We start from the raw sequence: 12,211 nt of genomic DNA on the forward strand, positions 1-12,211 counted from the left end.
GCAAATCCCGAAAAAGTCAACCGTTAAAAGCGTCTTATTACGGATTCTTTGGAATTTGTATTTTTTTTGTAACAATTCAGCAGGTTTTTATACTATTTTGTAACAATTCATCAAAGGGTGATAAGTCCCTCGTCTATCATCTGCTGAGCTGCGAGCATAACTCCGAGTTTTCCCGAAGTATAGGTGATACCGCCCTGCATCCATACTGCGAAAGGCTCACGGATAGGAGCGTCCGCAGAAAGCTCGATGGAAGCACCCATAGTGAAGGCACCTGCCGCCATTATGACCTGACTCGTATAGCCGGGCATATCCCACGGTTCGGGAGTTACGAAGGAATCAATGGGAGCGCCCTTCTGTATACCGCGGCAGAATGCGGTAAGATGCTCCTCGTCGCCGAGCTTTACGGCAGTTATTATATCTCCCCTGCTGTCGTCCTTGCGGGGTGAGCACTCAAAGCCGAGAAGCGTGAAAAGTTCGCTTGCGAATGCGGATGTCTTTATTGCGGAAGCGACTACATCAGGTGCAAAGAAAAGTCCCAGGAGCATCTCACGGTTCATTCCGAGAGTACAGCCTACCTCCTTGCCCATACCTACACAGGTAAGACGATAGGAGCAAAGTTCCACAAGGTCCGCTCTTCCTGCGATATATCCGCCAGTACGTGCGATTCCGCCGCCTGCATTCTTGATGAGAGAACCGATGATGATATCAGCTCCGACCTCGGAAGGCTCCCTGTCCTCAACGAACTCGCCGTAGCAGTTATCAACCATTACGATAGCATCGGGGTTGCCCTTCTTTATGGCTCTGACCATTTTGTCTATATCCTCAACGGTGAAGGCAGGACGGAGAGAATATCCTCTCGAACGCTGTATGTAAGCTACCTTTGCGCCTTTTACCGCTTCTGTAATGCCTTCAAGGTCGGGAGTTCCGTCCTCTTTAAGGTCCACCTGACCGTACTCAACGCCGTAGTCCATAAGTGAACCGTTACCCTTTTCGCCTGCAAGTCCGATAACCTCTTCAAGCGTATCGTAAGGCTTGCCTGTGACAGATACCATTTTGTCCCCTGTTCTGAGAACGCCGAAAAGCGCTACGGACAGAGCGTGGGTACCCGATACGAAGTTGAAGCGCACAAGAGCATCCTCGGTACCGAGAGCCTGAGCGAATACCTTGTCGATAGTTTCTCTGCCTATGTCTCCGTAGCCGTAGCCCGTAGAGCCGTAGAAGCAGGGTTCGCTGACCTTGTTATCGGAAAAAGCCTTAAGTACCTTGGCTCCGCAGTATTCTGCGTTAGCCTCTATCCTTCTGAATGAATCTCCGCAGGCTTCCTCCGCTTTTGCGGCAAGCTCTGCAAGCTTTAGTGAAAATCCGTACAATTCGTTTATCTTAGTGTTCATCTGCAAGTTTTCCTTTCATTACGCTGTCCTTATCCACGTCGATACGTTCAAGGACTATCTCCTTTTCCACTTCACGGAAGCCTATCTCACGGTAAAAGCTGACACGTACATCCAGTGCCAGAAGGTAGGCTCTTTTACCGAGACCGTTCAGCCAGAGTGCCAGCCATTTGAGGAATTCACGGGCATAGCCGCTTCCTCTTGCCGAAAGTCTTGTAGCCACCTGGCCGATGAGTACGCTGTTCTCTATGTCGAATACCACGGAAGCGGTAGTGGAGTCTCTGTATGTAAATACACGGCTTATACCGTGGCGGCATCTGTGTGAGGTATCGGTGTACCACAGCGAAAAGTCCGATATATTAGGGAATCCCTCGCTTAGTATCTTGTACACATCGGGAAGATAGGGATCGAAGTTCACATATTCCTCTGCGAACTTATAGCTGTTCTCATCGGGTATAAGCTCGAATATCGTCCTGTTCAGCACCTGATAGCGTTCCAGTCCGATAAGACCGTCCAGCACCTTTCTGTTGCCCTCAACACGGAATGGCATATTCATATTCACGAACATGCGGAGCTCATCGGTAGCTTCAAGCTCTCCGTCGGTACAAATGATCATTGTGGCATTCATAAAGAACATGTAGCCGACTCCTGATTCGTCCGTGACCTTATAGAAACGGCAGAAATCATAGTTCGGACCGTAGGCTTTCATGTAAGCCAGCATCTTTCTGCCGAGAAGCGTCTCCAGCAGCAGCGGACGGTCAAGCTCGTCCTCTGATCTGATCTGTTTAATCATATCTCATGCATCCTCTTTGCAAGCAGCCTTACAAGGCTGTAGGAATTTTCCATATCTTCAGTCTCTATAACGCAGGAAGGCGAGTGGAGGTATCTGCACGGCACCGATACTGCGATAGTGCGGACGCCTTTTCCGCTTATGTGGATAGCTCCGCTGTCATTTCCGCCTGCTATCATAGTCTTGGTCTGGCATGGTATGCCGTTAGCCGAAGCTGTATCGAAGGCAAGGCGGTAAAGCTCCTTATCGTAAACAGTGCTCCTGTCCATGAATCCCACTACAGGACCTCCGCCCAGTGAGCAGACTCTCTTGGCACCGCATGCGCCGTCGATATCCGCAGCGGTAGTAGCTTCAAGCACTATCGCCATATCGGGAGCTACAGAGAATGCCGAAGCAGTCGAACCACGGAGGCCTATCTCCTCCTGCACGTTGAACACGAACCATGTATCGTACTCAAGCTCCTCGTGAAGCAGACGTATCATCATAGCGCAGCCTGCACGGTCGTCGATAGCCTTGGACTTTATCCGTCTTTCGCCGAGTTCGGTGAAACGTGAATCGAAGTAAGCGCAGTCTCCAAGCTGAACGAGGCTCTCCGCCTCTTTTTTGTCCGATGCGCCGATATCTATGTAAAGGCTGTCCATTTTCGGAGCCTTTTCACGCTCCTCCTTTGAGAGGTTATGCACAGCAGTTGAGCCAACAACTCCGCTGATGCGCTTCTTTCCGACTCTTACCTGTCTGCCGATGACAACAGAGGGATCGATCCCTCCCACTGCACCGAATGTAAGGGTACCGTCGCCCCGTATGGATGTGATGATGAAGCCGACTTCGTCCATATGAGCGCATATCATCAGCTTCTTTTCGGGAGCCTTTCTGCCCTTTTTGAAACAGATAAGGCTTCCCAGCGGATCAACTCTGTATTCGCAGACGTCCTTTATTTTCTCTGTTATAGCCTCACGTACTGCGTTCTCGTCACCTGAGACGCCGTCGATAAGGCAGAGTTCCTTAAGCAGTTCCTTCATAATTACACCTCCCTGATAAATGCCGCAAGCAGTTCTGCGGTAAGTTTTACGTCCTCAAGGTCTATGACCTCAACGGGAGAGTGCATGTTCCTGAGCGGAATGGACACAGTACATGCCTTGCAGCCGCCCCTGCTTACGGAATACCTGTCCGCATTTGTGGAGGTGAGACCGTTCATGACTTCTGTCTGGTAAGGGATGCCGCAGTTTTTGGCGGTATCTGTGAGCTTATCCGATATCTCACGGGAAAGTGACGGAGAAATGCCTATCATAGGACCTTTTCCCAGGTATCCGCACTTCTTTTCGTCCTCACCTATGGCATAAGCGAAGCTTACATCAACTGCAAGAGCGATATCGGGGTTCAGAGCATAAGCGCCTATCTTTGCGCCTCTCTCGCCAAGTTCCTCCTGAGCGGAGAAAATGACTTTCACGTTATAGGCAGTTTTGCAGTCCTTAAGCATATCCAGAGCCGCAAGGATAGAAGCGATACCGCAGCGATCGTCCATAGCGCCGCCTGTAATGCGGTTTCCTGCAAGGGGACGACATGTAACATCAAAGGTTATGCTGTCGCCGAAGCTCACAATTTCTTCGAGTTCCTCTTTAGTCATGCCTGTATCGACGGAAATATCGTCCATCTGAAGCACCTCTCCGCTTCCGCCCGAGAGATGTGGAGGTACAGAGCAGATAACTCCGCTTATATCCTTTTTACCGTGTATAGTCACAGCCTGTGCAGGGAGAAGCCTGCGGTCCAGACCGCCGAGATTGCCGACCTTGACAAATCCCTCGTCCGTGATGTATGTTACAATCATTCCCACCTGATCGATGTGAGCGTCAAGCACAAGAAGAGGAAGTCCCTCTCTCTGCTCTCCGAAAGTACCCACAACATTTCCGCTTACTATCTCAGCATCGGGACAATACTCCCTGAGCAGATCTCTTGCAAGCAGTGCGGCACGGCTCTCGTCGCCCGAGGCTCCGCTGATCTCAGAGAGTGATATTACAGTATTTTTAAGATCCAAATCAAAACAGTCCTTTCATTTCTTCATACATACTGCCGCTTTCACTGAAAAAACAACGGCAATAAAACACCAATATACATTATATCAGGTCTTACAAGAAAATTCAATAGGTCAAGCCGCACGAAATTCACGAATCAGTTGTCAGAGCGCAGAAAACAGTTATAAGAACTCAGAGCTAAGAACTTAGTGTAGGGGACGGCGTACTCGATGCCCCTTTCAGTAATCAGTGATCAGAAAGCAGTGTATGGGCGGCCAATGGCCGTCCGCATGTATTGAATTAATGAATATTGAATAACGAATAATGAATAAATAATAATTATTGTGTCCCATGTCGGGGACGGATTTGAAATGGGATAAATGCACAATTATCCGTAACCTTGATATCCTGTAGGGGCTGCCTTTGGCAGTCCTTTGTTGTTGACTGTACATAGTGTTCCATGTTGCTGTGTAGGGGGCGATGCCTACATCGCCCCATTCTGACAACTAAAATATTAATGACCATCCCTGCAATCGGTTCATTATGATTATGTGGTTATCTGCGGACCGCCAAAGGCAGTCCCTACAAGATGAATAACAGATAAATCATAAAATCTTCTTGAAATCCGTCTCCGTATGTGCTATAATCAGTTTGTGCTCGATTTTACCTTTCGGACGATCCGTTGGCTTTAAACCATGCTTTAAAGCCGATTTTTGTTGTTGAGCGCACATTTACTACCTGTTCACAGGTCAATAAGGAGAAATAAAAATGAGTATTTTCGATGTTTTCGACAGGATAGCTTCTGATTCTAACAAGTCGAATGGTAAAATAGAATATATAATAGTCGGACTCGGCAACCCCGGTATGGAATACGACGGCACCCGTCATAATGCAGGCTTTTTCACGATCGATACACTTGCTTCGCAGTACAGCACCGAGATAAACCGCCTTAAGTTCAAGGGCAAGACCTCAGAGGCTGTGATAGGCGGAAAGCGCTGTCTTCTGCTGAAGCCTACCACATACATGAACAACAGCGGCGAATCCGTGGTACAGGCAATGGAGTTCTACAAGATAGACGCAGAGAACCTGATAGTCATATACGATGACATCTCGCTGGATCCCGGAAAGCTCAGGATACGCCGCAAAGGAAGTCACGGCGGTCATAACGGCATACGAAGCATCATCGAGCTTACAGGCAGGGACGATTTCCCCCGTATCAAAATGGGAGTTGGCAAAAAGCCCCACCCCGATTACGACCTTGCAAAATGGGTTCTCGGCAAATTCGGCAAGGAGGACTCGGCAAAGCTCAGAGAAGCCGCTGAAAATGCCTGCCGGTGCATCGAACTCATGGTACAGGGCAAGACCGACGAGGCTATGAACAAATTCAATTCATAACCGATAAAACGGAGCGATATCATGAAATTATTCAAAGAACTCTTCGCCGAGCTGCAAGGCTGCAAAAGCCTCAGCGAAGCGCTGAATAAGAACATCTCACCCGTCTCAGTGACGGGCCTTTCGCATATACACAGGGCACAGCTCATATATGCGCTCAACAGCGGAAAAGTGGACCTCGTCATAACAGGCAGTGAGGCGGAAGCAAAACGCCTCTGCGACGATATCAACATGATGTCGGGGACCGAGACCGCAGTACTCTTCCCCTCAAAGGAGCTTGTTTTCACTCCCGTGGACAGCGCTAACCACGAGTACGAGCATATGCGTATATCCGCCCTCTCACGTGCAGCGAAGAAGGATTGCGGAGTCATATGTGCAAGCATCGAAGCGGTAATGCAGCCTGTTATACCTGTGGGAGTCCTTACAGCCGCAGGCATCACCATAAAGGCAGGAGGCGAGATAGACACAAAGGAACTGAGTCTGCGTCTTGCACAGTGCGGCTATCAGCGCTGCGAGAAGGTCGAGGGCGCTTCACAGTTCTCCATACGCGGCTCTATCGTGGACATATTCCCTGTTCAGGCGGATAAACCGATACGTATAGAGCTATGGGGCGACGAAGCGGACTCTATATCCGAATTCGATACCGATACCCAGCGCCGTTCCGAGGAAAAACTTGAAAGCATAGACATTTCCCCTGCAAGTGAGATACTGTATGACGGTCAGGAGCTTGCAGACAAGATAGAGGAACTCTGCAAAAAGGCAAGGGGCAAGCGTATGGAGCTTATCCGCGAGCATCTCGGTGCGGACGTAAGAAGGCTCCGTGCAGGAGAGATACTGGCTCACGGAGTCAAATACTATCCCCTTGTGTACGGCGAACCCTCAACAGTTTTCGACTATATCGACGGTATCGTGTATTACAGCGACTACTCGGCTATTCTCGACTCCGCAAACGGCGTTACAACACGCAGCAACGAGGATGTCCGCATACTCATGGAGGACGGTCAGCTCTGCAAGGGACTGGACGGATATATCCTCGAACTTCCGCAGATACAGCTTATTGCAGAGAAGAAGAACTGCCTCTACCTCAGCAGCTTCATGCAGAGCGGCGACAGAGTCAGCTTCCGCAGACTGGTAAGCTTTGAAGCGATGCAGAATGCTCCCTGGAGCGGTGAGCTGAAACAGCTCATAGAGGACGCAACCGAGTACAAGTCACGGGGATACCGCATAATCCTTGCAGCAGGAAGCGAAAAGACTCTCCCCATAGTACAGCAGGACCTCATCGACAACGGCATCCCATGCGACCTTGCATCCGATGATATAGTACCTGTCCCGGGACGTGTCTGCCTTATGTCGGGAAGCTTCAGCGGAGGCTTCGAGTACCCCGATAACAAGACCGTCCTCATAACTCAGGGACGGGCAATGGACTCCATAAGGAAAAAGCGCCGCAAGAAGAAAAACAAAGCCGAGGAGATACGCTCACTTGCGGACATCACCGAGGGCGACCTTATCGTACACTCCACCCACGGTATAGGACGCTTCATAGGCATACGCAAGCTGGAATTCGACGGCGTTACCAAGGACTACATTACCATACAGTATGCAGGTACCGATAAGCTTTATATCCCCGTAACCCAGCTGGACCTTGTATCAAAGTACATCGGTCCCCGTGATGACAGCGGAGTTAAGCTGAACAAACTCAGCTCCAACGAATGGCAGCGTACAAGGAGCAACGTAAAACGTGCAGTCAAGGACATGGCTCACGAGCTCATCGCACTCTACGCAAAACGAGAGAAAAGTCAGGGCTTCGCATTCTATCAGGATGACGAGATACAGCACGATTTCGAAGAGCGCTTCCCCTATGTCGAGACCGAGGACCAGTTACAGTCCATTGCGGAGATAAAGGCGGATATGCAGAGCCCACGTCCTATGGAGAGACTTCTCTGCGGAGATGTTGGCTTCGGCAAGACCGAAGTTGCCCTTCGTGCGGCAATGAAATGCATACTTTCGGGCAAACAGTGCGCTCTCCTTGCACCTACTACGGTGCTCGCCTTCCAGCACTACCAGACCGCACTCCGCAGATTCGAGCACTTCCCCGTAAATGTGGAGCTTCTGTCACGCTACAGAACTCCGAAACAGCAGGCGGAGATAATCAAGAAGCTGAAACAGGGACGCATCGACCTCCTTATCGGCACCCACAAGATAATACAGAAAAGCGTTGTATTCAAGGACCTCGGACTCGCCATAATCGACGAGGAGCAGCGCTTCGGAGTCGCTCACAAGGAGAAGTTCAAGGAGACCTTCTCGGGAGTTGACGTACTGATGCTATCGGCTACTCCTATCCCCCGTACACTGAATATGGCTATGAGCGGCATACGTGATATGTCCGTACTTGAAGAACCGCCCCAGGACAGATACCCCGTACAGACCTACGTTATCGAGTACAATATAGGTACTCTTATACAGGCGATAGTCAGGGAGCTTCGCCGCGGAGGTCAGGTATACTACATCCACAACCGTGTCGAGACCATAACCGCATGTGTGAACAGGCTCCAGGAGTTCCTTCCCGACGCACGTATCGCCTATGCACACGGTCAGATGAACGAGGACGAGATGTCCGATATCTGGGAACAGCTTGTGGAGCACGAGATAGATATACTGGTCTGCACTACCATTATCGAAACAGGTGTGGACGTTCCCAACGTAAATACCCTTATTATCGAGGATTCCGACCGATTCGGACTCTCTCAGCTCTATCAGCTCAGAGGACGTGTGGGACGTTCCAACCGCAGAGGCTACGCTTATTTCACCTACCGCAAGGACAAGGTCCTCACCGAAGTCGCTACCAAAAGGCTCAATGCAATGCGCGAGTTCACGCAGTTCGGAAGCGGATTCCGCATAGCTCTCCGTGATCTGGAGATACGCGGTGCAGGAAGCATACTGGGCGGAAGTCAGCACGGTCACATGGAAGCCGTAGGATACGATATGTACCTGAAGCTGCTCTCCGAAGCGATCGCTGAGGAAAAAGGCGAGCAGCCCGAGAAGATACCCGAGTGTCTTGTGGATATACAGATTGACGCACACATCCCCGAAAAGTACATTTCAAGCCTCAATCAGCGCCTTGACGTTTACCGCAAGATAATGTTCGTTACTTCGGACGAGGACAAAATGGACCTTATCGATGAACTTATCGACCGCTACGGTGATCCGCCGAAATCAGTCCTCGGACTTATCGAGGTATCACTGCTGAGAAACAAGGCGGCACATCTCGGAATTACGGAGATATCCCAGAAAAACGGCTCTATGTACTTCTTCACGGAGTATCTCACTACCGAACAGGTAGCTGCACTTGTGGACGAGTATAAGGGCAGGATAACCTTCAACGGCTCGGGAAAATCCTATGTTTCGGTTAAGCTTCAGGCAAAAATAAAGCCTTTCGACATGATGAAACAGGTAGTTGACATAATCGGTTCAGCAAAAAGATAAGTAGAATTTGTGCAATACATAGAAAAACAATCAACTTTATTGTTCAAACTGCGACTTTACAACAATTTCTGTTTGTGCTAAAATGAAAATAGGGCTATGCCCGTGTGATGAACAAAGAATGCCTCCACATCAGTGGGGGCTTGCTTTTAAAGGAGATAATCTATGGATAACAGAAAAATAATCACAAGTGCCCTTGCACTTTCAATAGCTGCATTCTGCACAGCCTGCGGAAACGGCAGCAAATCTTCGGAAAGCAGCATTATTCCCGAAGAAACAGTCGCTGAAGCTACAGAAGCTCCCACAGAGGAAGTAACCGAGGAAGAGCTCATTCCTCCCGTACCTGCTGAGGCTTCCGATCCGAATACAGTCACCTTCGATGACGGCGAGTTCTTCTTCGCCGAGGCAAAGACTACAGATAAGGACTCCGCTCAGGGTACACTGGAAATAGCCGATTTCGAGGGCAATCCGATGCTCCGCTTCACAGACAGCGGTTCAAACTTCGCAGACGGAACAGTACAGAAGATACAGATAGATGCGGCAAAGCTCCTCTCCCCCGAGGACGTCGCAAAGGTACGCTCGATAGACTTCGACCTCTACGCAGACGCCACATCGGACAAGCTTGCTACAGAAGCCGAGGAAAACGTTAAGGCTCCCGGCTGGATAGGCGGCGGAGGCGGAGCAAATACCACAGGTGACAAGTGGTACGATTTCGCAGAATTCAGCGGCGGAGAATATAACTTTGAAATGTCGGGACCTGTCCACGTTACCTTCAAATTCCTGCTTGCCGCAGGAGGTATATGCTGGGATGCAGATATGGACGAGGCTTCCTTCCTGATAATGCGCTGGGGCGCTCAGAACGAGGGCAACCTTTACCTTGACAATATCGTTTTCTATGACGAGAACGGCGAGTCACTGCCGATAGTCTACAGCAATACGGACGAAACTACCGAAACCGAGGATACGTCCGAAGCTTCCGAAGAAAGCACACCCGAAGAGGCTGCCGAAGCTCAATGAAAAAAGCTACAGGACTCGTACTGAGCGGCGGCGGTGCAAAAGGCGCTTATGAGATAGGCGTGTACAAAGCGCTCTGCGAGCACGGTATAGACCGATATATCGGCGCATTTTCGGGAACTTCCGTAGGTGCGCTCAACGCCGTACTGCTGGAGTGTATGGGCAAAGATGCTGAACAGGTCTGGCAGGAGCTTAAATTCACCGACCTTGTAAATCCCGACAGGTCCCGCATGAAAAGGATAGCAGAGTCATTGCTGGGAATGAATACCGTACCCTCGTCAAACGATACGGGCAGCAGCGTTTACTCTCAGGTCAGCGACCTCGTAGCTGAGGGACTTCCCTTCACGCAGGAGAGGATATCCCAGCTTATCGACCGATATATCGACTTCGACAAGCTTCAGCGTGATATTTACATAATGTGCCTGAGAGTGAGAAGAACTTTTCTCGCTCCGACGGACAGAAAAGCGGAATGTTTCCACCTTAACCGTCCCTATCCGTGGTACGACGACGAACAGAAAAAGCAGATAATACTTGCATCCTCGGCGATACCGGGCTTCTTCTGCGGCGCAGAGGGAATACGCATAAAGGGACATGACGGCATGTACTTTGACGGAGGATACTCCGAAAACGGCGATAATACGCCAATATTCTGCCTTTACGAAAAGGGTTTCCGAAAGATAATAGCGGTGCATCTTGAAAACTACGCGGATATCTCCGACCAGAAGCTTTACAGCGGAGCAAAGATAGTGAATATCATACCTTCCGAGGACCTTGGAGGGATGATATCGGGAACTCTGAATCTCAACAGCGAGAAGATAGCGCATGACATCGAGCTGGGATACAAAGACGCCACAGACCGGATGGACGAGCTCATATCACTGGTGAATGATAATACATAAAAAGCGGACTTTACAGTCCGCTTTCGTTTTTTTGTAAAACCAACTATGCTGGGATTCTAAAGGCAGCGCCTTTGGCGGGTGACTCCCCACAGTGTGGGGAGATGTCAGCGAAGCTGACAGAGGGGACGGACCGGTAAGGTAGGGCAGAGCCCTGCTATATGAAGCGCTCAGCAAAGGGTGAATTTCAAAACAGTCCGGTGGACTGTTTTGAAAGAGGGAACGCCCTGCAAGAGAGGGCGTTCCTTTATGTTACATTATATCATTCGCAAGTTCAATACTCCGAGAAATAGTCGTTGCTTCCTGATGAATTGCTGTTGGCAGCGGCAGTTGTAACAGTCTCGGCAGCAGCTTCCTGCGGTGCATCCGCAGCAAATGGAGTTGTTGCTTCTGCCGCATTATCCTGCGGAACTTCTGCCTGTTCGGGAGCAGCAGCTTGTCCGTCCTTCGATACTGTATTAGCGCAGAGCCAGTCGCTCCACTCACCATAGTATTTTGCAAGCGGATGAATGCCGTCAGATGTATATTCGGCATTGAGTCCGCCGTATCCGTCATCGAATACACTGTTGACGTCGAGGTAGTAAGTTGTGGAATAGTCCGCAAGCTGAGCTATCCTGCTGTTGAGAGTATCGATATTGCCGTTATTGATGATACCGTCCTCAACGAAAGAGGAAACGTGCAGGTTAGCAAGAAGATATATTATAGCCTGAGGCTGTTTCGCCTTGATATCGTTCACAAGCGCACTGTACTTTGATATCGTTGTGTCCATATCATTTCCGACCTCGTTGATGCCGAGCATCACATAGACCTTACCGTAGGTCTTGCTGTTGAGGACATCATCCACAGTTTTTCCGTCGACCGCTTCTGTAGCTATCCTGCTTGCCTGAAGTCCCTCACTGCAGAAATAGTCCGCATTTTTCAGCGAGCCGTACTCACTGATTCCCACCATACGTGAATCGCCGATAAACAGAGCGTCATCGAAGTAGCTCACCGAACCTGCGGTATAGTTGACGGCAGGCTGAGCAGAACCCTCGGTAGATGCCTCTGTAGCCGCAGGAACTTCCCCTGCAGGAGCAGTCGGCGTAACATTTGCCGAAACGGGTACAGCAGGTTCTTTCTTTGCGTCCGCACTTGTTTTCCAGATCTTATGCCACATGAAGGGCGATGCCACAAAACAGGTTATCAGAAGCAGGAAAGTGTATATGTATTGTTTGCCTTTGTTCATTTATCTATCATCCTTCT

At 49.9% G+C, this 12,211-nt stretch carries 9 protein-coding genes; 4 read left to right on the top strand and 5 right to left on the bottom strand.

The window, feature by feature from the left end; translation table 11 throughout:
- Positions 1 to 110: 110 nt before the first annotated feature.
- Genes BT127_RS04810 through BT127_RS04825 form a run of 4 tightly spaced genes read right to left on the bottom strand, consistent with a single transcriptional unit; the run spans position 111 to position 4,210 of the window.
- On the bottom strand, positions 111 to 1,391 hold the full coding sequence (locus BT127_RS04810) for a methionine gamma-lyase family protein (protein WP_075423893.1): 1,281 nt from the start codon (positions 1,389 to 1,391) through the stop codon (positions 111 to 113).
- A complete protein-coding gene (locus BT127_RS04815; protein ID WP_075423894.1) occupies positions 1,381 to 2,181 on the bottom strand; it encodes a GNAT family N-acetyltransferase in 801 nt (266 codons plus the stop codon). Before BT127_RS04815 ends, BT127_RS04810 begins: the two co-directional genes overlap by 11 nt.
- The gene (locus BT127_RS04820; protein ID WP_075423895.1) at positions 2,178 to 3,197 is read right to left on the bottom strand and encodes a M42 family metallopeptidase; all 1,020 of its coding nucleotides are present in this window, start codon (positions 3,195 to 3,197) and stop codon (positions 2,178 to 2,180) included. The genes BT127_RS04815 and BT127_RS04820 overlap by 4 nt, the downstream gene beginning before the upstream one ends.
- Positions 3,198 to 3,199: 2 nt before the next feature.
- Positions 3,200 to 4,210 carry a M42 family metallopeptidase gene (locus BT127_RS04825; RefSeq protein ID WP_075423896.1) on the bottom strand — a complete coding sequence of 337 codons (1,011 nt, stop codon included), beginning with the start codon at positions 4,208 to 4,210 and terminating at the stop codon, positions 3,200 to 3,202.
- Positions 4,211 to 4,955: 745 nt separating this feature from the next.
- On the opposite strand from BT127_RS04825, the gene pth reads away from it, so the two are divergent.
- The 4 genes from pth (at position 4,956) to BT127_RS04845 (ending at position 10,972) form a co-directional block, all read left to right on the top strand.
- The gene (gene pth, locus BT127_RS04830) at positions 4,956 to 5,582 is read left to right on the top strand and encodes an aminoacyl-tRNA hydrolase (protein ID WP_075423897.1); all 627 of its coding nucleotides are present in this window, start codon (positions 4,956 to 4,958) and stop codon (positions 5,580 to 5,582) included.
- 21 nt (positions 5,583 to 5,603) lie between these two features.
- Positions 5,604 to 9,062 (top strand): transcription-repair coupling factor, encoded by a 3,459-nt coding sequence (mfd, locus tag BT127_RS04835; protein ID WP_075423898.1) that lies wholly within the window; start codon positions 5,604 to 5,606, stop codon positions 9,060 to 9,062.
- A 162-nt stretch (positions 9,063 to 9,224) separates the two neighbouring features.
- Complete coding sequence (locus BT127_RS04840) at positions 9,225 to 10,076, top strand: hypothetical protein (RefSeq protein WP_075423899.1); 852 nt, start codon at positions 9,225 to 9,227, stop codon at positions 10,074 to 10,076.
- Positions 10,073 to 10,972: a patatin-like phospholipase family protein gene (locus tag BT127_RS04845; protein ID WP_075423900.1), complete on the top strand. Its 900-nt coding sequence runs from the start codon at positions 10,073 to 10,075 to the stop codon at positions 10,970 to 10,972. Before BT127_RS04840 ends, BT127_RS04845 begins: the two co-directional genes overlap by 4 nt.
- A gap of 271 nt (positions 10,973 to 11,243) precedes the next feature.
- On the opposite strand, the gene BT127_RS04850 is transcribed toward BT127_RS04845, so the two are convergent.
- Complete coding sequence (locus tag BT127_RS04850; protein ID WP_075423901.1) at positions 11,244 to 12,194, bottom strand: GDSL-type esterase/lipase family protein; 951 nt, start codon at positions 12,192 to 12,194, stop codon at positions 11,244 to 11,246.
- Positions 12,195 to 12,211 lie beyond the last annotated feature (17 nt).

It is taken from the genome of Ruminococcus sp. XPD3002 (assembly GCA_900119535.1).
Lineage (GTDB): Bacteria > Bacillota > Clostridia > Oscillospirales > Ruminococcaceae > Ruminococcus > Ruminococcus flavefaciens_H.